We start from the raw sequence: 25,932 nt of genomic DNA, 5'->3' as shown, positions 1-25,932 counted from the left end.
CCCTGGATATCCGGCGTGAACGCCTTGTCGACCGTGCCATACGTCGTCGTCTTGTCGTCCGTATTGACGAACAGCGCTGCCTTATTGATGTGCAGTTTCGCCGTGTTCGTCTTGACGTCATAGTTCTTCAGCTCGTTGACGCTCGTATTGATGTCATAGTCACCAACGTCGTTCGTCTTCGTATTGCTGAGGTAACCCTTCGTCGCATACGTCAGGTTCACGATCGACGCATCGTCGCCATTCGTCAAGCCCTGGATATCCGACGTGAACGCCTTGTCGACCGTGCCGTACGTCGTCGTCTTGTCGTCCGTATTAACGAACAGCGCTGCCTTATTGATGTGCAGTTTCGCCGTGTTCGTCTTGACGTCATAGTTCTTCAGCTCGTTGACGCTCGTCGTGATGTCATAGTCACCAACGTCGTTCGTCTTCGTGTCGCTGAGGTAACCCTTCGTCGCATACGTCAGGTTCACGATCGACGCATCGTCGCCATTCGTCAAGCCCTGGATATCCGACGTGAACGCCTTGTCGACCGTGCCGTACGTCGTCGTCTTGTCGTCCGTATTGACGAACAGCGCTGCCTTATTGATGTGCAGTTTCGCCGTGTTCGTCTTGACGTCATAGTTCTTCAGCTCGTTGACGCTCGTCGTGATGTCATAGTCACCAACGTCGTTCGTCTTCGTGTCGCTGAGGTAACCCTTCGTCGCATACGTCAGGTTCACGATCGACGCATCGTCGCCATTCGTCAAGCCCTGGATATCCGACGTGAACGCCTTGTCGACCGTGCCGTACGTCGTCGTCTTGTCGTCCGTATTGACGAACAGCGCTGCCTTATTGATGTGCAGTTTCGCCGTGTTCGTCTTGACGTCATAGTTCTTCAGCTCGTTGACGCCCGTATTGATGTCATAGTCACCAACGTCGTTCGTCTTCGTATCGCTGAGGTAACCCTTCGTCGCATACGTCAGGTTCACGATCGACGCATCGTCGCCATTCGTCAAGCCCTGGATATCCGACGTGAACGCCTTGTCGACCGTGCCGTACGTCGTCGTCTTGTCGTCCGTATTAACGAACAGCGCTGCCTTATTGATGTGCAGTTTCGCCGTGTTCGTCTTGACGTCATAGTTCTTCAGCTCGTTGACGCTCGTATTGATGTCATAGTCACCAACGTCGTTCGTCTTCGTATCGCTGAGGTAACCCTTCGTCGCATACGTCAGGTTCACGATCGACTTATCGTCGCCGTTCGTCAGGCCCTTGATATCCGACTTGAAGTCCTTGTCGACCGTACCATACGTCGTCGTCTTGTCTTCCGTATTAATCGTAAGCGCTGCTTTGTTGACTTTAAGGTCACCCTGTGCCTTGACGATTTCGTAGTTGACGCCTGCACCATTCTCGAAGCCGACATTTTTCATGTTGACAGCATCTTCATACGGATCTGGGTTAGCGTCTGCTGTCGTACGACCGGCCTGATTCTCAGCATAGCTGCTGCCGGACTTGATGGAAAGGTTACCGGTGCTCTCGTCGAGCTTATCGTCATTGACAATGGCGTCGGCGCCGCTCGGTACGCCTTCCTGATCGCCGGTGAGCGATGCAGTGAGTTTCCAGTCGTTGATGGTTGCGTTGCCGTAGGTCTGGCTGCCGCTGCCGTTGACGTTGATCTGGCGTCTGAAAATCTCGACGGTGCCGCCATCTTTTGTGGTTGCATCGGCATAGCCGCTCGTTTTACCAAGATCCGTCAGATTGTAGCTATCTGAAGTGGCTTTGATGTTGTAAATCGCATTGTTCTTGGGTTCACTGGCCGGTGCTTTGACGCCGCCCGTACGCGTTGCGGTCTTTGCCCAGCCTTCGCTCGTGAACGTGCCGCTGCCATTGTAGTAGTCGGCTACGTTGCCTTCGTTGAAGGCATCTGTATATTCGTTGACGTTATGCTCTTTGTTATCCTGTCCGGTAAAGGTTGCTTCAGCGGTGGTCGTGACATTGTCATTCGTCAGTTCTTCGCCATAGACTTTCTTCATGTCTTTGGCGGTGACATAGACAGTCGGCTTTACCTGGAAGATGTACTTGTTGCCGTCGTTTTCACTTGCCGAATACGAAGTACTCGTTGCGCCCCACTGTGCGTTTGTGCCACTGTTGAGGTTCGTGCCGAACGTATCGGCATCTGGCGAGAACGTATCGGCATCTGGCGAGTAGGAATAGACTTTCCAGTTGCCGTCTTTGCCCGTCTTGATGGCATTCTTCTCTGCCGTCGTCAGATTCTTGAACGAACCATTCTTGCCCTGTACGTCGATGACAACAGCATCGTTGTCCTGCGAATCGGTCTTCAGCGAACCGTCGTTATACTCACTATCCAGTTCGATAACACCATTCTCACCCGTCGTGGTCAGGTTGATATTCTCATGAGCCGTGATACCATCGACATGGATGTTGCCCGTAGCCTGGATATCGACGCCGTTATTGATGGAGGTAATGCGGTCGCCTACAGTGACGTCTGCTCCATGAATCGAAACACCTTCATCCGTACGGATCTGGCCAGTGTACGTAGTGCCAGCAGCAGATTTTCCGCCACCAACGGTCACGTTACCAGTCGTATTGATTGTGAGGTTTTTCAAGCCCACTGACAATCCGGCATTGCCCTTCAAATCGACCCGACCGCTGCCAGCCTGCACTTCAAGACCAGAATGAGCCAGATTCTTCTCCTGGACAAAGCCCTTTGTCGTTCCGGCCGAAGTAGCAACATCGTCCCAGTTCGAAGTGACACCATAGCCTACGGTTACATACGGACCACTGTTATTCGGCTCTGTCGTCGTGGAATGAGAAGTCTCAGAATCGCCAGTATGCCATTTAGCGTAATAGTTTTGCAGTGGAGTGCCACTGTTATCCGCAAACTTCGTTCCTTTACCGCCAGGGGCCTCACCTTCCGGTCCAGTAACCCAATAATAACCGTCTCTATGTTCGGAATCTATTGGACTGACAGAACTCCCACTGCCTTTACCGCCGACGAAGAGCGGAATCTCGCCAGGCGGTGCTGCAAGCGAATTCTCAAGCGAAGAAGTAATCGTTGCCAGATACGTATCGTTTACAGCCGAACCGCCACCAGTACCATTCTGAGCCAGCCATTTCGCCGCTTCCCAAGAATTCGCAATACGGTGGGACATGTCGGACTTGTTAGTTGCAGATAAACGGTTGTATTCTTCAGCGGTATATGTCCGGTTTATCGTTACTCGACTCGTTTTATAAGAAGTATACTGAGTCGTACCAATGACGTCAGTGTCTCTCCACCCAGCTTGATGCCATTCAATAGACAGACCATCCTCGCTGATAGTGTAATATGTATCTCCCAATTCTATCTTCTTGGCTCTCGTCCCAGTATACTTGGTGGCAGTCGTCTCGAATCCATGCTCCATCGCATACTTCTTGACCAGATCGTCCCAACCGGCTTTTCCTTGGTAATAGAGCGTATAGGAGTTGCCGGACTCAATCGTGCCTGTGATATTGACAAGGCCGCCCGTGCCATCTTCCTTCGTCGTATCAATTGTGAGTTTTCCACCATTCAAGCCAATGGCAACGTCGCCGTAAAGATTGACTGCACCGCCATTCGTCGTAACAGAACGATTGCCAGTAGCACCGCCATTGCCAAAGTATGTACCAACAGTTCCCTTAGATGGATCGCCCGCACCAATAAGTCTATTATATCTGTCGTAGTGACGAGTTCCACCGCTGCCGGACGTAAAATTACCACCATTTGTCTTGATGTTGGCATTGATGATGACCGCACCAATTGCATCACCATCTGTATCCGAATTCAAGGTGACATTCAGCTTTCCATCCTTGGCAGTGATATCCTTGTTGATCGTGATGTTGCGCTGTGCTTCAAGCGTAAAGCTTGCTTCTTTCGTTCCAGTCTTTTCAATAGTCGAATTAACCGAAATCGAGGCAGCCTTGTTGATGTCAGCCGATTCTACACGTACATTTGTTCCTTTACTTAAAAGCTGACTGACCGTCTTGCTGTTAACCCAGCTTGTCCTGCTCTCATTCGTCACATTGCCAAGCGAATACGAACGACCGTCCGTATTATCCGTAGCATTGCCAGCCGTAGCATTGTCAGGCCGCGAAGCCGAAATCACAACATCAAGCGGATCGAGCAGCCACTCGCCTGCTTTGCCGGTCTTGCCTGCTGCGTCGATGTCGACGTTATCGCCGATCTCGAGATAGTCGCCGGAGGTCTCGATGAGGCCGCCGTCTACTGCGCCGATTGCATGGAGCGTCGCTCCGTCCTCGACGTGGGTCTCTGCGCCGATAGCCTTGATCGAGCCTGCACTCTGCCCGGCCTCCATGCCGGATACATCAAGCGTGCCGTTCAGCTCGACAATGCCGTTATCGCCGCCGTCCAGAAGGATCTCACCCTTCTCGTTCTGACGCAGGGTCTTTGCTTCCATCGTGCCCGTGTTGTTGACGACCGTGCTCATGACATCGCCGGCACTCCTTGCCGTCATGACGAGATAGCCGCCATCTGCCTTGAGCATACCACTGTTGAGTGCCTTTGCCTTGGCAAGTGCACCGTCAACGGTGAAGTTGATTTTCCCTGCCGTATCAGCGGACAGGCTGAGGTTACGCGCTGCTGCAAGAGCCGTCGTACCCTCGGGGTTCGTGATCGTGCCGCTGTTCTCGACTTCTGCCGCATGCAGCACGACGAGGCCACCCTCTGCGCGAATCGTACCGGCGTTGATGACCTTAGCCGAAGAATCCTCGGGAATCGCCATCGTGATGCCGTCTGCATTCGCAAAGTTCGTCATGTCGCTGTCGCTGATCCTCGCCGTCGAAGCGACGAGCGAACCAACGTCAACACTGGCATTCTTGCCGAACAGCACGCCGTTGGGGTTGATGACATAGACATGTCCGTTGCCCGAGAGCGTACCATCGATGACGGATGCAGCATCGCCGACCACGCGGTTCAATGCTACCGAGTCTTTGTCCGGCTGACGGAAGGTCACACGCTCATCGTTCGCAATGTCAAAGCCAGACCAGTCGATTGCCAGGCGTTTGGAATCCTGGTTGACCGTCATGTCCTTGTCCTGACGCGTGATCTCGCCCTTACCGGAACGGATGACTTCACCCTGCGGCATCGCATACGCAATACCGCCGACCGACATCGCCATCATCGCAGCGGTAATCGCTGCGGCCTGGCGCTGCCAAGTCTTTCTTCTTCGCATCGCTCGTTTCATTTTGGTTCCCCTCTTTTCGTTTTCAATGCGTAAATATCTTCTTCTTCCTATCTTACAAAACCAGAAAAACAGATCGATATAGGCAAACCCATCTGCTCCTCTTCTAGTTTACACTCCTGATAGTGCATCTTGTTATAGCGGTATCGTGCAGATAGACAACTATATTATTCGCACTATTCTATTTATATTATACTAAAATTTTGAACCAGACACAATGCGAGAAATAAATTTTAATTATACGATATTTCAATACTATACACGTCATTCATTAATGCGGATAATGTAAGGTTTTCCCTTCTAACAGCAAAGAGCAGGGCCGACAAGGGTCCTGCTCTTCTGCAGTGAAGGCAATCAAAGCGATTGCATCATATGGGATTGTGGATTTATAGATCGTCGGTTATCAGAAGTAGACACCGCCGCGGATCCAGAAGCGGCCGCCCGTGTGGCTCGTGTCGCTCGTCGGTTCTTCGGAGCCGAGCTTCCAAGCGTAGTCGGCACGCAGGAACCAGTCCTCATAGCGCGACCAGATCAGGCCGACGCCGATGCCCTGGAGGTTGCGGTGGTTCTTCGCCCCCGGATTGATGCTGCTGTCCTTGTTGATCCAGACGCCGCCATGCTCGAGGTACGAGGCGAGGTGCAGCTGCTGGTCTTTGGCACCGAGCGGCAGGAGCCAGCGAAGCTCTGCGCGCGTCAGATAGCCCGTATCGCCCGAAGCTTCGCTCGTCGGGTAAGCGCGTACGCCGTACGGGCCGCCGATGGAGAAGTGCTCTGAGGAGTCGAGGTTGTTGAATGCATACTGGCCGCGGGCCGAGAGCAAGAGATACGTGCGGTCGTTGAGGTCCTGACGGCGCAGGATGTTGGCGCGGACCTTGTTGTAGGTGCCGAGCGTCTGAGGCGGCGTGAAGGCATCGCTCCACGCGCTCGAAGAATCATTGCCGATGTGGCCGATCTTGTACTCGAAGCGCCAATTCGTCGCACCCTTGCGGTCCTGCTCGTCGCCGTAGAGCGAGAGGACGCCTGCATGGCCCGTCTTGTCGGCATACTTGCCGATTTGTGGGATATCGCGGTACTCATCCTGGATGTCGCTGTACTCATAGCGGATGCCCGTGTAGAGGTTGTGGCGCTGGCTGCGCTGGATGGCGTAGTCGAGGCCGAGCGAAGCGACGCGCGAATGGCCGAGTGCGTCAAGGCCCTGATAGTCATCACCGAGCTGGTACGTCAGGACATTGTAGCCCGCCGTGAGCTTCATGCCGTCACGGATAACCGGAATCGTGTAGTTGGCGCCCCAGTTGAAGAGCTCGTTGCCCGTCGTCGTAATGCCGACAGCCAGATGATCGCCCTCGCGCGCGAGGTTCAGGAAGTCGTAGTCAAGGCCGTACTCGTTGTAGCCCGTCGAGCGGTTGCCGTAATTGTCGATAGAGAATAGGCCCTGTTTGCCGTTGTGCGGATTGAGGTCGAGCGTCACATGGACCGTGCCCGGGGCCTCGCCCGTCGTCAGGACAGCCTTGGCATCGGCACCAGCGAGGTCGGAGAGCAACCAGACGGCGCGCTCGAGGTTGGCGCGCGTCAGGTAGTCGCCCTTCTTGAGGAAGGCCGTCTCGCGCTTGATGACGCTTTCATGGATCTTCGTGTTGTTCTGGATCGTGATGCCGTCAAAGCGACCGACCGTCACGGCGTACTCGACGACACCATTCTCGATTTTCTGCACCGGCAGATAGGCGTGAGCGGCGATGTAGCCCTTGTCGCGGAAGTAGCGCGAGAGCGTGTCGGCACCGTCCTGCAGGTCCCTGAACGTCACGAGCTTGCCTTTCTTGTCGGCGAGCAGGCTCTTGAGGGATTCCTCGCTGTAGATATCCTGGCCCGTAATCTTGAAGTCATTAACCTGAACCTTCAGGGTGTCTGGCAAGTCGAGGCTTGGGCGCTGCTCCTGCTCAACCTGAATGTCAGCATTGCCAAGCGAAACATCCTGTTTATCGAATTCCTTTTTTGTCTGCAAGTCCTGTTGCAATGTACCAGCATCCGGCGTCGGCGCTGCCGATGCCGTCCCCATATTCAGTAAGCCAAAGGCCACAGCCGCAGCCAGCATGCCCATGCAACCGCCCGTGCTCTTGACAGCATGTCTGCCATGTCTCCTATGTTTCATTGAAAACCACTCCTCTTTTCTTCATGAGTTCTTCTTTCAGATTCCATTAGCGTGTTTGTTTGGTGTTTATTGTGCTCCCAGAAGTGCTCAGAAGCAGAGTTTGCCTATATTCAAATGAATATTTCGCTCTCTTGAACGCCAATTCCTGCTCACTAAGAAAAATTAGTTCTAAATACCATCAAGAATACGTAAATAGACAAACGCCCTCATTTTGTCCAACAATAAAGAACAGGCAGTCTCCTGATGGAGACTGCCTGCCAAAAAGACATGTCAGTCTTTGATATTCGTAATGATGCGGCCGAGTCGCGTGCCGGAGAAGAGGTTCCAGGTCCACTTGATGGCAACCGTGAAGTTGGCATGGGCACCGGCGAGGCGCAGGAGATGGACGAACATCCATGCGCACCATGCGATGAAGCCCGTCATCTGCGGATTGATCTTCGTCTTGTCAACGACGGCCTCCCCGCGGCCGATCGTGGCCATGGCGCCGAGGTCCTTGTAGTGGAACGTCGCGAGGTCCTGCTGGCCCTGGATGAGCTTCATGATGTTGTCGTGCGCCGTCTGTGCCTGCTGCATGGCAACCGGTGCGACAGTCGGCAGCGGGCGCTCCGTGCCGTGCTGGTAGTGCGCGCAGTCACCGATGGCGAAGACGCAGTCGCTGCCCTCGACCTGCAGTTTTTCGTTAACGATGATGCGGCCGCCACGGTCGACTTCGCCGCCGCAGTCCTTGATGAATGGCACAGCCTTAACGCCAGCTGCCCAGATGACCGTCTGCGTCGGGATCGTCGTGCCGTCCTTGAGCTTGAGGTCATTGCCGTCATAGCCGACGACCTGCGTATTGAGCATGACATCGACGCCTTTCTTGCGCAGTACCTTAACGGCGTGCTCGCGCAGATTCGGTGCGACCATCGGCAGGACGTTGGCCGTGGCCTCGATGAGCTTGACGCTGACTTCGCTGAAATCGAGGTTGTGGAACTCTTTCTGCTGGATGCCAAAGAGCTCCGTCAGGGCGCCGGACTCCTCAATGCCCGTCGGGCCGCCACCGACGACGACGAATGTCAGCATGCGGCGGCGCACCTCTGGGTCGGTCTCCTTGTTGGCGCGCTCGAACATGTGAAGCACGTGGTTGCGGATGTGCAGAGCTTCCTGCAGCGTCTTCATGCCGTAGGAGTGTGCCTCGACTTCCTGCATGCCGAAATAGTTCGTCGTCGCGCCGGCAGCGAGGATCAGATAATCATAGGCAATCTCGCCATGGTTCGTCAGCAGGACCTTGCGGGCCTGGTCGACGCCCTCAGCCTTGGCCATGAAGAACTCCACGTTCCTGCTCTTGCGGAAGAACGCACGGACTGGATATGCGATTTCGTCTGTCGAGAGGACTGCCGTCGATACCTGGTACAGGAGCGGCTGGAAGAGCTGGAAGTTGTGACGGTCGACGAGCAGGACGTCAACATTCTCCTTCGCAAAGAGTTTGGCGAGCTTGACGCCGCCGAAGCCTGCACCGACAATGACAATACGTGGTTTCTTCTGATTCTGCTGCATGATAAGTCCTCCCCTAAGACACCCACAAACGAATGGCGAATAAAAATGATTGCATAATTGTAGTGAAAGTGAAAAAATTAACTTTTTCAAGTAAAAAAATACAAGAACGTAACTTTTTTTCACATGCGTAATGATAACTGTGCCTCAAGATCGCAGAGAACGCGCCTTTTGTAACTTTCGCATCTGCACTGCCGAGAGCACCGTTTTTCTTTTGACTACTATGATAGCACGTTTCGCGCGCATTGCAAGCGGTTTTTGCGCTTTTTTTCACAAACTTATCGTTTCATTCTACTTTTCTGTCTATTTTGAATCTGTTCTGTCGACATGTGTCATGGCTATGCCATTCCATGCATAGAAGGAATGCAGAAAAAGACTGCTTCCGGCTATCGCAATGACGGAAACAGTCTCTCGGATTCTGTATAGTCGATATCAGTAGCGCTTGCGCTTGACAGATGAGTCGTAACCGAGTTGCTCGCGGTACTTCATGACGGTGCGGCGTGAGAGCGCAATGCCCTTTGACTTGAGCAACGTGCAGAGCTTCTGGTCGGAGAGCGGCTTCTTGGGGTTCTCGCCCTTGATCAGGGCCTCGATGGCCGACTTAGCCTGCGCCGCGGCGACGTCCTCCCCCGTCTCGCTTCGCGTGCTGCGCAGCGTGAAGAAGCTGCGCAGCGCGACGATGCCTGTCGGCAGCTCGGCGTACTTATTGGCGACGGCGCGGCTCACGGTCGACTCGTGCACGCCGATGGTGTCGGCCACGTCCTTCATCGTCATCGGCTGCAGGAAGGCAGGCCCCTTCTCGAAGTAAGCCGGCTGGCGACGCACAATCTCCTCGACGACGCGGCGGATTGTCGCGCGCCGCTGCTCGATGCTATTGATGAGCCATGAGGCCGCATGCAGGCGACTCGCTATGTACTTCTGAGTCGCCTTGTCGAAGGTATCGGACTGCCGATAGAGCGCAGAGATGTGCAGCTGCGGCACGTCACTTTCCTCGACCTCGACTTCGTAACCCTGCTCGCCCCTCCGGATGATGACGTCCGGCGTGATGTAGGCAGGGGCACCCGTGCCGTAGGCCGCGCCCGGCTTTGGATTGAGTCGGCGCACGATGTCGACGGCCATCTGCACGGCGGCGGGCTCGACGTGCTCAGCTGCCGCAATCTCCTTGATGCGGTGTGCGGCGACTTCGTCGAGATGACGGTCGATGACAGCGGCGATGAGACCTTCGTAAATGCCCTGACGCTCGGCCTGCAGGCGCAGGCATTCGGCGAGGTCGCGCGCGCCGACGCCAGCGGGCTCAAAGCTCTGGATGACGGCGAGGATGCGCAGGATCTCTGCCTCGCTGCAGCCCATCGCGCGGGCTGCCTCCGCCGTCGGCAGTGTCAGGTAGCCGCGGCTGTCGAGCGAGCCGACGAGGAAGGTCGCCACGGCGCGCTCGTACTCGTTCTCCTTGAAGGTGAAGTTGACCTGCTCGAGCAGTTCTTCCTCCAGCGTCATGTGGAGCGGCGCGGCCGCATCGAACTGACGGTCGTCCTCATCGGTGAAGTAGGCGGGCTGCTTGCTGCCGCCGTCGAGGTAGTCGGCGAGCGCCCGGACGTTCATGCTGCCGTCCTGCTCGTAGAGCTCCCGCCGCCCGGTTGGATACTCCATCTCGAGCACGGGATTCTCGAGGTATTCTTTTTCGATGACCGCGCAGAGGTCCTGCGAGGAGAGCTGCAGGATCTGGATTGCCTGCTGCAGCTGCATCGTCATCGCCAGATGCTGCGAGAGATTCATGCCAAGTGACTGCTCGATGGCGCTCACCCCCCTTCTTCAATCTTCGCGCCCTGTGGTTTTCAAATATCTCAATCAATTATAGCATAAAAAATCCACTGCACCAATATTGACTGGTGCAGTGGATTGTGTGATAAGCAGATGGAAGGGCAGCTTTATGCCTGCTTCTGCGACATGGCAGCAGCGATGGCAGCGCCGAGGCCCGAACCGCCGTTCTCGAGGACGGTGTCGACGAGCGATGCCGATTCGCCGAGCAGCTCGGAGAGGGCGCGCATGATGTTCTCTTTCGCCAGCGGCATCTTCTCGTAGACCGATCCGTCGATGGCGATGTGCTGCTTCTTGATGGCGTCGTCGCCGGCCAGCTGCCAGATGATGCCGACGTACGTAGCCGTGACGAGGCGTGCCGAGCGGACGACGAGTGCCGAGGCGAGCTCCTGCAGGCGCTGGCGGTCGACCTCTTCGAGGTCATGGCCCGTCTTGGCGCTGACGATGCGGCCGACTTCCGTGAGGCCAGCCGTCTCATCGAGGATGATGTTGCTCATGTCGATGCTCGTGAAGCCGTACTTCTTGCCCTTCTCGCCGAGCAACTCAGCGATGGCCATGCCGAAGAGCTCACCCATGTAGCGGCCGGAGACCATCTTCTCGAGGCGCTGCTCACCCGGCTTCTCCGACTGTGCGTCGAACTCTGCGTCAAAGCGATTCGGCGCGAGCTTCATGAAGCCGCCGGACTCGAGGTTGAGGATCATCGGGCGCTCAGCCTTGCCCTTGAACGGCTCGAAGTAGCAGGTGTTGTGGCCCGTCGCATAGATGGAGCCGATGTAGGTGTCGGCCTGCTTGTAGGCAGCGGCGAGCAGGACGGCAACCGTGTCGTTGATGACGGCCGTCGGCTCGACATTGTCGATGCCCTGGCGATGCAGCGCTTCCTTGAGCAGGTCGTTGACGACCTTGCCCTCGACGCCTGCCGTGGCGAATTCCTTCGTCCAGATGATGAGCTTCGCGTTGTAGAGGTCCGTCTGCTCCGAGGGGAAGGAGAAGGTGTGGCCGAGCAGGTACTTCGTCGTGTGGTCGCCCTCGATGGCCTCATCGACGAGCTCTGCGATGAAGTCGAACTGCTGCTCTGCCGTCGAGCCCTCGCCGACGAAGTCGTAGACGCCTTCGACGCGCAGCGGCTTCGCGACTTTCTTGAGGACTTCGAACTTGCCGTGACCATCGAGGCGGATGCGCAGGACGCGGACGTTCGTGCCGCCGAAGTCGAGCGCGAGGTACTCGCCCGTCTCTTCGCCCGTCGGCAGGCCGACGTACGACTTGAGCATGCGCAGCGACGACTCGTCCGGATTCTCGAGGCCCTTGCGCAGGTCATAGCGGAAGTCAGCCGCGACTTCGTGAAGGCGCGTTCCGTCAACCTTGAATTCCTCGATGATCTCAGCAAACTGGTTCTTGTCAAATGCCATGATTACCTTCCCCTTTATATCTTGAAATAGAGATAAATGATTAGCGTTTTGAACGTTGATTCAGGAGTCCTGCTGCTCGGCGATCTCCTCCAGGTACGCCCAGCGCTCCATGAGGTGGTCGAGCTCCGCTGAGAGGCGCGTCTCCTCGCGGCCGAGCTCTGCGAGCCGCGTGTAGTCGGACGCATTCTGCTGCATCTCGAGCCGGACGACTTTGAGCTCGCCCTCCTTGCTCGCGATGACGCCCTCGATCTCCGCGTACTCCTTCTGCTCGCCGAAACTCAGGCGGCGCTTGGCTTCGCGTGCGGGGCGCTCCTGCGCCTTCTTTGTCTCACGCTTCTCGCTGGCAGCAGATGGTGCACTCTGTGCCTTCTCTGCCTTTTCTTCCTCTTCCTCGCGCTCCTTCTCCTTGTAGTAGGAGTAGCCGCCCGCGTAGAGGCGCAGGCTGCCGTCGGGCTGATAGACGAAGACCTTGTCGGCCAGCCGGTCGACAAAGAAGCGGTCGTGTGAAACGAAGAGGATGGCGCCGCGGAAGTCGTCGATGAACGACTCGAGCACCGACATCGTCTCGAGGTCGAGGTCGTTCGTCGGCTCGTCTAAGAGCAGGACGTTCGGTTCCTCCATGAGGATGCGCAACAGGAAGAGCCGGCGCTTCTCGCCGCCCGACAGCCGCGCGATCGGCGTCCACTGGAGCTCGCCCGGGAACAGGAAGCGTTCCATGAGCTCCTTGGCCGAGATGCGCGAACCGTCCGCGAGCGTGATGGCGCGCGCGGCCTCCTGGATGTACTCGATGGCACGCAGGCGCTCGTCCATGCTGACGGCGCGCTGCGTGAAGTAGCCGATCTTGACGGTCTGACCGATCGTCACCGTGCCGCTCGTCGGCTTGAGCCGGCCCGCGAAGATGTTGAGCAGCGTCGACTTGCCCGTGCCGTTGCGGCCGAGAATGGCCACGCGGTCGTTGCGCAGGACGGTGTAAGAAAAGTCGCGGACGATGGTCCGGCCGCCGACCTCGTAATTCACGTGGTTGGGCTCGATGACCGTCCGGCCGAGACGACTGCCCGCGAGACCAATCTCGACCGTACTGCGGTCGAGGTCGACCTTCTTGTTCTTGACCTCTTCATAGCGCTCGATGCGGGCCCGCTGCTTCGTCGAGCGAGCCTGTGCGCCGCGGCGCAGCCACTTGAGCTCGTTGCGCAGGAAGTTCTGGCGCTTCTGCTCGCTGGCCTCCTCGCGCTCGATGCGCGCTTCCTTCTGCTCGAGGAACGAAGAGTAGTTGCCCGTGTAGGTGTAGGCACTGCCCTTGTCGAGCTCGAGGATCTTCGTCGCCGTGTTGTCGAGGAAGTAGCGGTCGTGCGTGACCATCAGCAGGGCGCCCTTCTGGCCTCGGAGGTACTCCTCGAGCCAGGCGATTGTCTCGCTGTCGAGGTGGTTCGTCGGCTCGTCGAGGAGCAAGAGGTCGCACGGCTGTATCAAAGCCGTCGCGAGGGCCAGGCGCTTCTGCTGGCCGCCCGAGAGCGTGCCGGTCTTGGCCGTGTAGTCCGCGATGCCAAGCTTCTGCAGCACAGTCTTGGCCGTGCTCTCGACCTGCCAGCCGTCGAGCTCGTCGATCTTCTCGGCGTACTGCATGATGCGCTTCTGGATGGCGGGGCTCTCCGGGTCCTTGGCCGCATCGGCCAGCGCGAGCTCGTAGCCGCGCAGGGCGTCCATCAAGGACGTCATGCCGCGGAAGACCTCCATGAGCACCGTGTGCTCCGGGTCGAAGACCTTGTCCTGCGCGAGGTACTCGATGCGCAGGCCGCGCATCGTGACCATCGTGCCGTCATCGACGGGCACGAGCCCCGCGATAGCCTTGAGGAACGTCGACTTGCCCGTGCCGTTGACACCGACGATACCGACCTTGTCCCCCGCGTCCATACTTAGGTTGACCCCGGCGAACAGCTGCTTCTCGCCGTAGCTCTTCGTGAAATTTTCGAGTGTAATGATCATCTATTATCTTCCTGGTTCCATCCGAATACGTCTTTATTATACTGTTTTTCTCCTGAAAATCCTAGTACAGGAAATGAAACGAGATTCTTACGGCATGTCGACGATCTCATCGTGCTCCTTCTCGAGGTCTTCGGCACAGTGGATCAGCACGCGCGTGATGCGCACGCCGTCGACTTCCTCGACGTAGAACAGATTGCCGCCTGAAGCCGCCATCTGACCGACGCGCGGCGTCTGGCCAATCTGGTCGTAGAGCCAGCCGCCGATGGTGTCGACGTCCTCATCCTCGATGTCGATCTCGAGGATGTCCTCCAGTTCTTCGAGCAGCATCTTGGCATCGACCGAGAAGATGCGCTTGCCGCGGCGCTCAGCCGTCGGGCGCTCCTCATCGAACTCATCCTGGATATCGCCGACGATCTCCTCGACGATGTCCTCGATTGTCACCATGCCGGCCGTGCCGCCGTACTCATCGACGACGATAGCCATCTGAGAGCGCTGCTTCTGCATCGTCTTGAGCAGCACGCTGACGTCCATGCTCTCCGGCACGATCAGGGCCTTGCGCGCGAGGCGGCGCAAATTGGGCTTGCGCCCCTCCGCCATGATGCGCATGAGGTCCTTGACGTGCAGGAAGCCGACAATGTGGTCCTTGTCCTCGTGGCAGATCGGGTAGCGCGTGAGCTGCTCCTCGAGGATTGTGTGGAGGTTCTCCTCCATCGTGTCCTCGAGGTAGAGGCAGACCATGTCGGTGCGCGGCGTCATGATCTCGCGGACGTTGAGGTCCGTGAAGTCGAAGACGTTGTCGACGAAGTCGACCTCCGTGTCGTCGATGAGGCCCTGGCGATGGCTCTCTTCCATAAGCAGGCGGATTTCCTCCTCGGTGTGGGCGTCATCGCCCTCTGAGGCCGTGTGGAAGCCCATGCGGTGCGCCACCCAGTTGGCCACATGGTTGAGCAGCCAGACGAACGGGTACATGACGCGGTGGAAGATCAGCATGGGCAGCGCGACATTGAGCATGATCTTCTCGACGTTCTGGATGGCCATCGTCTTCGGCGTCAGCTCGCCGAGCACGATGTGCATCCCTGTGATGATGGAGAAGGCGAGCGCCAGCGAGATCGTGTGGCCGACGACGTCGTCGAGGCCGACGGCATGCGTGATCGGCAGGATCAGCGTCGCGACGGCCGGCTCACCGACCCAGCCGAGACCGAGCGAAGCCAGCGTGATGCCGAGCTGCGTCACCGAGAGCGACGCGTCGAGATGATCCGTCAGCTGCTTGGCGTACTTGGCCTGGCGGCTGCCCTCCTGAATCAATGTCTCAAGGCGCGAGGGCCTTATCTTGACGCAGGCGAACTCCGCCGCGACAAAGAAGCCGTTCATCGCGATGAGGAAGAAAACGAGCAATAACTGGAATAGTATGGGCACAATGTCCAACTCTGAGGAACCTCCTAAATCCTAAAATACAATACGGATGTGTTTTCTTTACTGTTTCTTGTGCGGTCTCTTAGCGGACTTGTCCGCCTTGATCTCGCGGATTGGCTTGACGGCCTTAGCTGCTTTAACTGCCTTGGCTGGTCTTGCTGAGCGCGGTCCGCGCTGCTTTGCCGGCCGGTGCGCAGACGGCGCTGCGGCGCGCGGCAGGCGCTCGAACTCGATGCCGAGCTTCTTGCCGAGCTGCTCGAGCTTGACGGCCTCCTTGAAGTCGATCAGCGTGATGACCGCACCCTGATGGCCGGCGCGCGCCGTGCGGCCGGCGCGGTGCTGGTAGACCTGCGCGCTCTCCGGGAAGTCGAGGTTGATGACGTAGTCGACGGCAGGGATGTCGAGCCCGCGCGCTGCGAGGTCCGTCGACAGCAGCAGCTGCGCGCGGCCGCCCTTGATGGCGGCGATGGCCGACTGGCGCGACTGCTTGGCGTCCTTGCCGAGCAGCGACTCCGCGCGGATGCCCTCGTAGCGGAGCTTCGCGAGCGTCTGCTCCGCCGCGAACGTCCTGTTGATGAAGACGAGGCCGCGCTCGATTGGCAGTGAGCGCGTGAGCTTGCGCACGCGCTCAATCTTCTCGCGGAACGGCACGGTGACGAAGTAATGATGGCAGGCGGCGATCTCTTCAGCCGACTGCTCAATCTCGATGCGCTCAGGATGGCCGAGGAACGAGGCGCGCTCGCGCTCCTTCTTCGGATCCGTCGCCGAGAACATCAGCGCCTGGCGGTCCTGTGGCAGGAGTTTGACGACATCGGCCGTCGTCATGTCGTTCTGGTCATCGAGCAGGCGGTCGAACTCGTCGAGCACGAGGAAGCGGACGCCTGTCAGCTTGAGCTTGCCCTTGCGCGCGAGCTCGAGGATGCGGCCGGCCGAGCCGACGACGAGCTGCGGCTTTTCCTTGAGCTTGTCAATCTGGCGCGCGATGTTTGCCCCGCCGATGAGGCCCTGCACGCGGATGCCAAGCCCTGCCTTCTGGCTCAGGTCCCGCGCCTCGCCCGTGATCTGCATCGCCAGCTCGTACGTCGGCGCGAGCACGACGGCCTGCGCCTCGCGGCGCTCCTTGTCGAGCTGCATGAGGATGGGCAGCAAGTAGGCGAGCGTCTTACCCGTGCCCGTCGGCGCTACGCCGAGGATATCCGTGCCAGCGAGAATCTTCGGGATGGCCTGCTGCTGGATAGGCGTCGGCGCTTTGATATTCTTGTCGGCGAGGGCTTCGATGAGGGCCTCGCTGACTCCTAAATCTCGGAACGTTTTCATATCTTCTCCTTATATCAAACAGGCATCACTTCAAGAGTGGCTTGCCGTGGTCATCGTCAAACGTGGCCGTGCACCGCGGGTAATTCGAGCAGCCCCAGAAGACGCCGTTGCGGCCGTAGATGCTGCGCAGATGGCCCTCGCGGCAGCGCGGGCAGAGGTAATCGGAAGATGCCACATCTTTCGCCATGTGTTCCATCGGGCTGGCCGAGTACTTGGGCTTGTCGGCCCAGGACTGCCAAGAGGAAGATGCCTTCTTCTGCTGTGCTGCATAGCTCTTCGCGTCGGCCTCCATGCGGGCCGCGTAGTCGGCAGGCGAGAACAGCGCGTTGAGCGCGGCGATGTCGTCGGCCGATTCCGCCGAGCTGTAGCCTCCCGCTGCTTGAGCGGATGACGGATGCGCCTGCCAGGCGAGCGCCGAGGCTGAGACGGCCGCCGGTGCCGCGGCGCACGGCCTGCGCGCGAGGCGCGCTTTCGCGTCCTCGAGGTCCGGCTTGCCATCCTTGTCGTTGCAGGTCATGCGGCACTTCGGGTAATTCGAACAGCCCCAAAAGACGCCGTTCTTGCCCTTGCGCTTCGTCAGCACGCCCTGATGGCAGCGCGGGCAGACGTTCTCGCCCTTGACCTCCATGTGGACGTCCGTCGCCTTCGCGCAGAGCTTGCGCGTGAAGGCAATCTGGCCCTGCAGGAAGTCTGCGAGGCTGCCCTCGCCCTCCGACATCGAGTGGAGCTTGTCCTCCCAGATGGCCGTCGAATCGGGGTACGTGAGCTCGTCTGGCAGCGCGTCGACGAGCAGGTAGGCCGCGGGCGTCGGCACGAGGTACTTCTTCTTGCCCTCGGCCTTCATGAACTTGCGGCGGATGAGGTCGTCGATGATCGTCGCGCGGGTCGCCTCGGTGCCGATGCCGTAGACATCCTTGAGCTGTTTCTTGGCCTCGGGATTCTTGACGTACTTGTGGATTTCCTTCATACCGGCCAACAGTGTCGAGGCCGTGAAGCGCGTCGGCGGCTTCGTCATCTTCTCGAGCATGCGGCCGCGCTGCCATGCCACGGCGTCCTTCTTCTTCATGGCCGGCAGTGTCTTGGCGCTCTCCTCCTTGTCTTCCTTATCATCTTCCTCGTCCGACTCCTGTTTCTTCTTCTGCGACTGGTACATGACTTTCCAGCCGAGGTCGCGCTCCGTGCGGCCGCTGGCCGTGAACGTCTCATCCTTATACTGTACCTCGACCTTCGTCTGGTCGTAGGTGTGGACGGGGTAGAACTGCGCGAGATAGGCGCGCGCGATGAGGTGGTAGAGATTGCGCTCCTCCTGCGTCATCTTCGTGACGTCGGCCTGCACCGTCGTCGGGATGATCGCGTGGTGCGCCGAAATCTTCTTGTCGTTCCAGGCGCGGCTCTTCTGCTTGGGATTGGCCGCCTTCACCCACGCGGCAACCTGCGCATCGCCAGCCTTCGCGAGGTGCGAAAGGATCGTTGCGGCCTCGCCGAGCTGGTTTGTCGGTAGGTATTCGCAGTCCGAGCGCGGGTACGTCGTGAGCTTCTTCTCGTAGAGCTTCTGCGCCGTGTCGAGGACGAGCTGCGGCGCGTAGCCGAAGCGCTTGCCCGCGAGCACCTGCAGCGTCGAGAGCGAGAACGGCAGCGGCTGCGGTTCCTGCTTCTTCGCCTTCTGATAGGCGGAGATGACAGCATCGTGCGGCAGTTCCTCGAAGAAGGCGAGCTTCTCGTCGGCGATCTTCTTGTCGATCAGGCGGTTCTCACTGTCGAGCCCGGCCATCGTGTCCTTGGGCTTCCACTGCGCCTCGAAGCTGCCGTTCTCATGCTGGAAAGTGCCGCGGATCAGGTAGTACGTGACGGGCTTGAAGTGCTCGATCTCGCGCTCGCGGCGCACGACGAGCGAGAGCGTCGGCGTCTTGACTCGGCCGATCGGCAGCACGAGCCGCTCGTGGCCGGCGCGCCGCGCAGCCAGGGTATAGGCGCGCGAGAGGTTCATGCCGATGAGCCAGTCGGCCCGCGCACGCGCGAGCGCCGACTGCTTGAGGTTGAAGAAATCACGGTTATCGCGCAGGCTCGCATTGGCCTTCTTGATGCTCTTCTCGTCGAGTGCATTCAAGAGAATGCGGCGCACGGGCTTCTTGTTCCCGAGGTAGTCGAGCACCTCGTCGACGAGCAGCTGTCCCTCGCGGTCTGGGTCGCCGCCGTGCACGATCTCGTCGGCCTTCTCGATCAAAGACTTGACGATGGCGAACTGCTTCTCGCAGTCCTTATCGACGAAGAGCTTCCAATGCTCGGGGATGATGGGCAGGTCATCGGCGCGCCAGCGCTTGTACTTCGGGTCATACTCCTCTGGCTCCGCCTGGCGCAGGATGTGGCCAAAGAGCCAGGTCACGACGCCGTCCTTCGTCACGAGGTAGCCATCGCGCCGCGTGACGGGGCCCGTCAGGCATTTGGCGAGCTCACGCCCCACACTCGGTTTCTCGGCAATATACAGACGCAAGAGTCTTGCAGCCTCCTTTCAAGAATCAAAACATCACGAGACGAGCTTGTAGATGCCCCAGACGACGACGCCGACCCAGGCCAACAGGAAGAGCGTCACAAGGACACCGGCGAGCTTGGCGTGCTTGAGGATGTAGTCGGCCTGCCGCTCACAGTCCGACCGCACACCGTACGGCAGCAGCCGCATGAGCGCGGCAATGGCTGCCGGCACGATCACGACATCGTCGACCATGCCGAGCACGGGGATGGCATCGGGAATGAGGTCAATCGGGCTCAAGAGGTAGAGGATGGCCAGGAGCATCATGCCCTTGACCTTCCGCGGGGTCTGGCGGCTCTTGAGCGAGAGCAGCATGACGAGGATGTCATGGCGGAAAAGGCGCAGTACGCCGAGTAATCGTCCCATTTCTATAAACTCCTAGATTCGAAATAATATATCCTTATTCTACCACACAACGCGTCGTGCTGTCTGGAAAGGTCCTGAATTTGCCAAAGTTGAACGATCTTCTTATACAGTTATAACATAGGAATTGACAGCACTATTCCCATTTGGTATAATAAATTAACATTTTTACAGATAATAATTCTCTTTGGTAGTTTTATCTTTACAGGAGGACAACATATGAGCAAGAAGACCTTCCCGCTCTCCAAGGACGAGCTTGAGGAAATCATCAAGAAGTACCCGACTCCGTTCCACATCTACGACGAGCACGCCATCCGCGAGAACATCCGCAAGCTCCAGAAGGCGTTCGCCTGGGCGCCGCGCTTCCGCGAGCAGTTCGCCGTCAAGGCATTGCCGAACCCGCGCATCCTGCAGGTCCTGCACGAGGAAGGCGCTGGCACGGACAACAGCAGCCTCGCCGAGCTCGTACTCTCGGAAGTCTCGGGCTACAAGGGCTCGGAAATCCTGCTGACGTCCAATGACACGCCGGCCGATGAGTTCCAGAAGGCCATCGAGCTCGGTGCCATCATCAACCTCGATGACATCAGCCACCTCGACTACCTCGAGAAGAACGCCGGCCTGCCGGAGATCATCTGCTTCCGCTACAACCCGGGCGACCTCATCGAGGGCAATGACATCATCGGCAAGCCGACGGAAGCGAAGTACGGCCTGACGCGCGACCAGCTCTTCGAGGCCTACAAGATGGCCAAGGAGAAGGGCGTCAAGCGCTTTGGCCTGCACACGATGGTCGCCTCGAACGAGCGCCGCACGGAGGCCTTCGTCTTCACAGCCAAGCTCATGTTCGAACTGGCCGTCGAGCTCAAGAACCGCCTCGGCATCCATGTCGAATTCGTCAACATCGGCGGCGGCATCGGCATCCCCTACCGCCCGGAGGAAGAGCCGGTCGACCTCGAAGCCGTCGGCGAGGGCATCCACAAGCTCTACGACGAGATGATGGTGCCGGAAGGTCTCGGCGATGTCGCCATGATGACGGAGAGCGGCCGCGCCATCACGGGCCCGGCTGGCTGGCTCGTCTCGACGGCTATCCACGAGAAGAAGACCTACAAGGACTACATCGGCCTCGACTCCTGCATGGCCAACCTCATGCGCCCGGCCATGTACGGCGCTTACCACCACATCACGATTGCAGGCAAGGAAAACGAGCCGTGCGACCACGTCTACGACGTCACGGGCTCGCTCTGCGAGAACAACGATAAGTTCGCCATCGACCGCAAGCTGCCGAAGATCGACATCGGCGACCGCGTCATCATTCACGACACGGGTGCACATGGCAGCGCGATGGGCTTCAACTACAACGGCAAGCTCTGGTGCGCCGAACTGCTGCTCCACGAAGACGGCAGCGTCGAGCTCATCCGCCGCGCCGAGACGCTCGACGATTACTTCGCCACCCTCAAGTATCCGGGCAGCGTGATCAAGTAAAGAACGCACATCGTAAATAGCAAGGCCGGGGATGACCGGGCAACGCTGCGCGATGACCACCTGCTGAATCTATTTTTTCCCTTTTAATGCAGCCTGAAGAAAGAGCTAAACGCGCTGCGCTTGAACGACGCTCTTTCCTCAGGAAATGTGTCGGGAAAAAATAGATTCTTGACGCAGGAGGTCAAACGCTCCGCTTTTGCCCGGCCATCCCCTCTTTGCGTGTGCGAGACGAGCCTGCTTCCCGCTAAGTTTGCAGACAGCCAGCGGGGAGGCATGTGTTTCGCCTGCAGAAGCGAAGCGATTGCCCGCAGGGATGGGCCCCAAGAAGAACGAGGCAGAGCATGCGATGTCAGAACGCCGTGGCAGGCGGCGAAGAAGCCTCCATGAGGATATGGCCATGGGGTCCATTCAGCTGAGCGCCGAAGCCGAAATACATGCCTCCCCGCCTTCAATGATACGATGTGCGTATACTAAGAATATAACTCCATTGGCAAAAAAGAGCTGCTACCCAACTCGCTTGGGTAGCAGCTCTTTTATTCTGTCTTGAATTACTGATTCCGATCAGGCCAGCACGCGTGCGAGGCGTACGAGCTCTGGGTTCAGGGTCTTCGTGTTGTTGACGGCCTCGAAGAGGTTGACCGCCACGACCTTGCCTTCGTTGAAGCCGAAGACGACGTCCGATGCGCCCGAGATGATGGCCAGAGCGGCCTTCTCGCCGAGCATCGAGGCCTTCATGCGGTCTTCGACCGTCGGCGAACCGCCGCGCTGGATGTGGCCGAGGACCGATACGCGCGTATCGATGCCCGTCTTCTCCTCGACGGCCTTGCCGATCTCGATGGCCGAGCCAGCGCCTTCCGCTACGACGATGATGCTGTAGCGCTTGCCTGCGTCATACATCTCTTTGATCTCTTCGCACATCGTGTCGATGTTGAACTTGACCTCCGGGACGAGGACGAACTCAGCGCCGCCCGCGATGCCGGACATCATGGCCAGCCAGCCGGAGTTGCGGCCCATGACCTCGACGAGCATGATGCGGCGATGTGCCGAAGCCGTATCGCGCAGCTTGTTGATGGCATCGACGATCGTGTTGGCTGCCGTGTCGCAGCCGATCGTGTAGTCCATGCCCCAGACATCGTTGTCGATCGTGCCCGGCAGGCCGACGATTGGCAGGCCCGTCTCTTTCGAAAGCAGCGAGCCGCCTGTCAGACTGCCATCGCCGCCGATGATGACGAGGCCTTCAATCCCACGCTTCACGAGGTTTTCATAGCCCTTACGACGGCCTTCCGGCGTCTTGAACTCCGGGCAGCGAGCCGTTCCGAGGAACGTGCCACCGCGCTGGATGAGGTCGCTGACGCTGCGGCTCGTGAGCTCCTCGATATCGTCATCGAGCATGCCCTGGTAGCCGTTGTTGATGCCATAGACTTTTACACCCTCGTAAAGTGCCGTACGGACAACGGCACGTGCCGCAGCATTCATGCCCGGGCTGTCGCCGCCAGATGTCATTACAGCAATCGCTTTTTTGATCATGGGAACATCTCTCCTATTCCATCGATTCCATACTTATCCCAATCATCCCACCGTTTCATGCAGCAGGATAATCAAATAGCCTGATTCCATTTCCTTCTTTATTTTACGGAATTCATCTAAAAATGTAAAGGGTTTCATGCAAAACAACGCCTTCTCCTTGAGGAAAAGGCGTTGCAGATCATGGATTTTGTTCCATGAGACAGAATGCACTTTATTTGACATTCATGATGCCGAGGGCATAGCAGACAATGCCGAGTGCGAAGAGGCCGAATATGATCCAGATCGCGTTGACCTTGCGCTTCATCAAAGCCATGCATGCGAACGTCATGAGCAACGGGATCAGGCCAGGCATCAGCTGATCGAGGATGGTCTGAACCGTCGTCGTGACGACTTCGCCCTTGGCGTTCGTGATCTGCGAGACAACGACCGGGATGTTGACGCTCGTCCACTTGTTGACCAGGGCGCCCATGACGAAGAGACCGAGGATAGAGGCACCTTCCGTGAGTTTCTGCAGGCGGTTGCCAGCGACATCCTGGACGATGTCCGTGCCTTTGGCGTAGCCGTACTTGATGCCGTACCAGCGCACCCAGAGGCGGACGAAGTTGAAGAGCACGAAGAAGATGATTGGGCCGAGGATGCTGCCGGAGATGGCGAACGATGCGCCGAGGGCTGCGGTAATCGGGCGCAGCGTGCCCCAGAAGATCGGGTCGCCAACGCCGGCCAGCGGGCCCATCATGCCGACCTTGATGCCGTTGATGACGCCATCGGGGATGTCGGCACCATTGGCCTTCTTCTCCTCCATGGCCGCCGTGATGCCGATAATCGGTGCGGTGACGAACGGCTGCGTGTTGTAGAATTCCAGGTGACGCTTCATGGCCTGCTTGAGCTCCTCACCCGTGTAGAGGCGCTTGAGGATTGGCACCATGCCGAAAGCAAAGCCCAGTGCCTGCATGCGCTCCATGTTCCAGGAGCCCTGCAGGAAGTTCGAACGGATGAACGCCCAGAAAAAATCGCTCTTTGTCAGTTTCTTCTCCATCGTATTTCCCTCCATTCCTCAATCCAGTTCATCGTCAAGGTCGTCATCCGCATCCGAAGAGGACTCCGACGAAGCCGGCGCTGCAGCGAGCTGAGCGTACTTCGGATTGAGCTGGATGTAGACGATGGCGCAGACAAGGCCGATGACACCGAGTGCAACGAGGTTGAACGTTGTGAACGCTGCGATGACAAAGCCGAGGAAGAAGAACGGCATGAGGTACTTCGCGCCCATCATGTTGATGACCATCGCATAACCGACGACGACGATGAAGCCGCCGGCAACCTGAAGGCCGCCCGTGATGACCGGCGGGATGGCTGCGAGCATGGCCTCGACTGCGCCCGTGCCGATATACATGGCAACGAGTGTCGACGGGACAGCGACGCGCAGTGCCTGGATGAGCAGAGCGCCGAGATGGCAGATATCGATGCCGCGCAGCTCGCCCTTCTCAGCATAGTGGTCAGCCTGATGCTGGAAGACGACGGTGAGCGTACGGCAGAGGATCGTGAGCACCTGGCCAGCTGCGGCGAGCGGCATGGCAATCGCGATGCCCGCGCCAATGGTCTGATGGCCTGCGATGACGAGGATGGTCGAAATGACGGATGCCAGGGCGGCATCTGGTGCCATGGCAGCACCGATGTTCATCCATCCCAGTGCGATCATTTCAAGTGTACCACCGATAATGATGCCGGTCGTGATATCGCCGAGGATGAGTCCCGTGAACGTGCAGGCGATGAGCGGACGATGCGTCTGAAGCTCATCGAGAACGGAGCCCATGCCGGCAACAGCAGACACAATGAAGATTGCAAGGATCTGCAGACTGCTAAGTTCCATGATGTTCCCCTCCAATTTCTTGTTGAATCCTTATTGGATTCTTGTTGATTGATGGATTACCCGATTTACTTGTTTACCTGATTCTCAATCTGATTTTCAATTTGCGATGTGCGATGTGCAAAAGTCGTCGCGAGGATGGGCTCATCCGGGAAATCCCCCTCGATTCCCGGATGAGGACTGCTGTTATTTCAAGACATCCATGAGATTCTGCTTCTTATCTGTATCTACTTTGCGGATCTCCAGCTCAATGCCCATCTCGTTGAGCTTCTTGAACGCGGCGATATCCGTATCATCGACCGAGACAGCGCTCGTGATCTGATGCTTGCCCTCGTGGAAGCTCATGCCGCCGATGTTGACGCTCTTGATCGGCACACCGTGCTCGACGAGGTACAGGACACTCGACGGATTCGTGAAGAGCAGCAGGCAGCGGTCGTTCTCGTACTTCGGGTTGTTGTAGACGCGCACGGCCTTTGCGAGGTCGACGACATGGCTCTTGATGCCGGCCGGCGCGACCTGCTTCAACAGCGTCGAGCGGATCTTGTCCTTGGCGACCTCATCGTCGCAGACGATGATGCGCTGGCAGTTCGTCGCCTTCGACCAGACTGTGGCGACCTGACCGTGAATCAGGCGGTCATCGATTCTTGCTAATACGATTTTCATTACAGATCATCCTCCTCTTCATCATCATCGGCAATCTGGCTGGCGTGGAAGAACTGCATGCCGCTCTTGCCAGCCTCTGCCGCCTTTTCCATGAGTTCCTGGATGCTCAGGCCCTCGTCCATCATCTGTGCGCTGCACATCTCGATGAGCATCGGCAGGTTGACGCCCGTCACGATGCCGTACGCCTCATTCGCGATGACGAGACGGCAGGCTGCGTTGTACGGGCTGCCGCCAAAGAGGTCGTTGAGGAAGAGCACACCGCCCGAGCAGTCGAGCTCTTTGATGGCTTCCTCATACTTTTTGACGACATCGTCCGGCCCCTCGCCCGGAACGAGCGTCACCGCGCGGACGTTCTTCTGCTCTCCGCAGATCATCTCACACGAGCGCACGAGTTCCTTCGCGAAAAGGCCATGCGTACCGACTATGATAGCGAACATTGGCTATACCTCCTTTGATAAATCCCTTACCTCTGCCTTAATACAATGCAAGATGCGTGCCAACTTTGTGTATCAAAATCTGTGCCATCTTGTGCAGGTGCACGCAGAAGGGGGTTCCGTAAGTCTTTGCTTTCAATTCAGTTCAATCAATACTATATCACTCAAAAACAATACTCTATTTCTCTATTTTTCTATTGTTTTGATACTGTATCGCACTTTATCGTCAAAAAAGATACACTGTGCCCG

Annotated in this window: 16 protein-coding genes; 1 reads left to right on the top strand and 15 read right to left on the bottom strand. The window is 57.9% G+C overall.

Features of this window, described 5'->3' with window-relative positions; genetic code table 11:
- The 10 genes from MITSMUL_RS06765 to MITSMUL_RS13175 form a co-directional block, all read right to left on the bottom strand.
- Window positions 1-5,204: MBG domain-containing protein (locus tag MITSMUL_RS06765; protein ID WP_169627143.1), on the bottom strand; the 5,204-nt coding region annotated here is incomplete at its 3' end.
- Between the two features lie 412 nt (window positions 5,205-5,616).
- Window positions 5,617-7,359 (bottom strand): ShlB/FhaC/HecB family hemolysin secretion/activation protein, encoded by a 1,743-nt coding sequence (locus MITSMUL_RS06760; protein ID WP_211205220.1) that lies wholly within the window; start codon window positions 7,357-7,359, stop codon window positions 5,617-5,619.
- A gap of 270 nt (window positions 7,360-7,629) precedes the next feature.
- Window positions 7,630-8,895 carry an NAD(P)/FAD-dependent oxidoreductase gene (locus tag MITSMUL_RS06755; protein WP_005841168.1) on the bottom strand — a complete coding sequence of 422 codons (1,266 nt, stop codon included), beginning with the start codon at window positions 8,893-8,895 and terminating at the stop codon, window positions 7,630-7,632.
- 429 nt (window positions 8,896-9,324) lie between these two features.
- A complete protein-coding gene (rpoN, locus tag MITSMUL_RS06750) occupies window positions 9,325-10,692 on the bottom strand; it encodes an RNA polymerase factor sigma-54 (protein ID WP_005841166.1) in 1,368 nt (455 codons plus the stop codon).
- 125 nt (window positions 10,693-10,817) lie between these two features.
- The gene (locus MITSMUL_RS06745; RefSeq protein ID WP_005841164.1) at window positions 10,818-12,113 is read right to left on the bottom strand and encodes a hexokinase family protein; all 1,296 of its coding nucleotides are present in this window, start codon (window positions 12,111-12,113) and stop codon (window positions 10,818-10,820) included.
- A gap of 60 nt (window positions 12,114-12,173) precedes the next feature.
- Window positions 12,174-14,096 carry an ABC-F family ATP-binding cassette domain-containing protein gene (locus MITSMUL_RS06740; protein WP_005841162.1) on the bottom strand — a complete coding sequence of 641 codons (1,923 nt, stop codon included), beginning with the start codon at window positions 14,094-14,096 and terminating at the stop codon, window positions 12,174-12,176.
- Window positions 14,097-14,183: 87 nt separating this feature from the next.
- Window positions 14,184-15,521: a hemolysin family protein gene (locus MITSMUL_RS06735; RefSeq protein WP_005841161.1), complete on the bottom strand. Its 1,338-nt coding sequence runs from the start codon at window positions 15,519-15,521 to the stop codon at window positions 14,184-14,186.
- 48 nt (window positions 15,522-15,569) lie between these two features.
- The gene (locus MITSMUL_RS06730) at window positions 15,570-16,826 is read right to left on the bottom strand and encodes a DEAD/DEAH box helicase (protein WP_005841158.1); all 1,257 of its coding nucleotides are present in this window, start codon (window positions 16,824-16,826) and stop codon (window positions 15,570-15,572) included.
- 25 nt (window positions 16,827-16,851) lie between these two features.
- On the bottom strand, window positions 16,852-19,317 hold the full coding sequence (locus tag MITSMUL_RS06725) for a DNA topoisomerase 3 (protein WP_005841157.1): 2,466 nt from the start codon (window positions 19,315-19,317) through the stop codon (window positions 16,852-16,854).
- A 33-nt stretch (window positions 19,318-19,350) separates the two neighbouring features.
- On the bottom strand, window positions 19,351-19,719 hold the full coding sequence (locus MITSMUL_RS13175; RefSeq protein WP_005841156.1) for a YkvA family protein: 369 nt from the start codon (window positions 19,717-19,719) through the stop codon (window positions 19,351-19,353).
- Window positions 19,720-19,935: 216 nt separating this feature from the next.
- On the opposite strand from MITSMUL_RS13175, the gene MITSMUL_RS06715 reads away from it, so the two are divergent.
- Window positions 19,936-21,195, top strand: coding sequence for a diaminopimelate decarboxylase family protein (locus MITSMUL_RS06715; protein ID WP_005841155.1), 1,260 nt, complete (start codon window positions 19,936-19,938; stop codon window positions 21,193-21,195).
- Window positions 21,196-21,756: 561 nt separating this feature from the next.
- Here MITSMUL_RS06715 and pfkA read toward each other — a convergent pair.
- The 5 genes from pfkA to MITSMUL_RS06690 form a co-directional block, all read right to left on the bottom strand.
- Complete coding sequence (pfkA, locus tag MITSMUL_RS06710) at window positions 21,757-22,722, bottom strand: 6-phosphofructokinase (RefSeq protein WP_005841154.1); 966 nt, start codon at window positions 22,720-22,722, stop codon at window positions 21,757-21,759.
- Window positions 22,723-22,933: 211 nt separating this feature from the next.
- Entirely contained in the window at window positions 22,934-23,758 is an 825-nt protein-coding gene (manZ, locus tag MITSMUL_RS06705) for a PTS mannose transporter subunit IID (RefSeq protein ID WP_211205219.1), read from the bottom strand.
- Between the two features lie 18 nt (window positions 23,759-23,776).
- Complete coding sequence (locus tag MITSMUL_RS06700) at window positions 23,777-24,589, bottom strand: PTS mannose/fructose/sorbose transporter subunit IIC (protein WP_005841151.1); 813 nt, start codon at window positions 24,587-24,589, stop codon at window positions 23,777-23,779.
- Between the two features lie 183 nt (window positions 24,590-24,772).
- Window positions 24,773-25,249: a mannose/fructose/sorbose PTS transporter subunit IIB gene (locus tag MITSMUL_RS06695; protein ID WP_005841150.1), complete on the bottom strand. Its 477-nt coding sequence runs from the start codon at window positions 25,247-25,249 to the stop codon at window positions 24,773-24,775.
- A complete protein-coding gene (locus MITSMUL_RS06690; RefSeq protein WP_005841149.1) occupies window positions 25,249-25,686 on the bottom strand; it encodes a PTS sugar transporter subunit IIA in 438 nt (145 codons plus the stop codon). The genes MITSMUL_RS06695 and MITSMUL_RS06690 overlap by 1 nt, the downstream gene beginning before the upstream one ends.
- Window positions 25,687-25,932 lie beyond the last annotated feature (246 nt).

Source organism: Mitsuokella multacida DSM 20544 (assembly GCF_000155955.1).
Classification (GTDB): Bacteria; Bacillota; Negativicutes; order Selenomonadales; family Selenomonadaceae; genus Mitsuokella; species Mitsuokella multacida.
The sequence above is the reverse complement of the archived record's forward strand: the minus strand, read 5'-3'. Positions and strand labels throughout refer to the sequence as shown.

Coding starts and splice junctions, on each gene's coding strand:
- MITSMUL_RS06760 (WP_211205220.1), bottom strand. CDS start 7,359: ATGAAACATAGGAGACATGGCAGACATGCTGTCAAGAGCACGGGCGGT.
- MITSMUL_RS06755 (WP_005841168.1), bottom strand. CDS start 8,895: ATGCAGCAGAATCAGAAGAAACCACGTATTGTCATTGTCGGTGCAGGC.
- MITSMUL_RS06745 (WP_005841164.1), bottom strand. CDS start 12,113: ATGGCATTTGACAAGAACCAGTTTGCTGAGATCATCGAGGAATTCAAG.
- MITSMUL_RS06740 (WP_005841162.1), bottom strand. CDS start 14,096: ATGATCATTACACTCGAAAATTTCACGAAGAGCTACGGCGAGAAGCAG.
- MITSMUL_RS06730 (WP_005841158.1), bottom strand. CDS start 16,826: ATGAAAACGTTCCGAGATTTAGGAGTCAGCGAGGCCCTCATCGAAGCC.
- MITSMUL_RS13175 (WP_005841156.1), bottom strand. CDS start 19,719: ATGGGACGATTACTCGGCGTACTGCGCCTTTTCCGCCATGACATCCTC.
- MITSMUL_RS06715 (WP_005841155.1), top strand. CDS start 19,936: ATGAGCAAGAAGACCTTCCCGCTCTCCAAGGACGAGCTTGAGGAAATC.
- pfkA (WP_005841154.1), bottom strand. CDS start 22,722: ATGATCAAAAAAGCGATTGCTGTAATGACATCTGGCGGCGACAGCCCG.
- manZ (WP_211205219.1), bottom strand. CDS start 23,758: ATGGAGAAGAAACTGACAAAGAGCGATTTTTTCTGGGCGTTCATCCGT.
- MITSMUL_RS06700 (WP_005841151.1), bottom strand. CDS start 24,589: ATGGAACTTAGCAGTCTGCAGATCCTTGCAATCTTCATTGTGTCTGCT.
- MITSMUL_RS06695 (WP_005841150.1), bottom strand. CDS start 25,249: ATGAAAATCGTATTAGCAAGAATCGATGACCGCCTGATTCACGGTCAG.
- MITSMUL_RS06690 (WP_005841149.1), bottom strand. CDS start 25,686: ATGTTCGCTATCATAGTCGGTACGCATGGCCTTTTCGCGAAGGAACTC.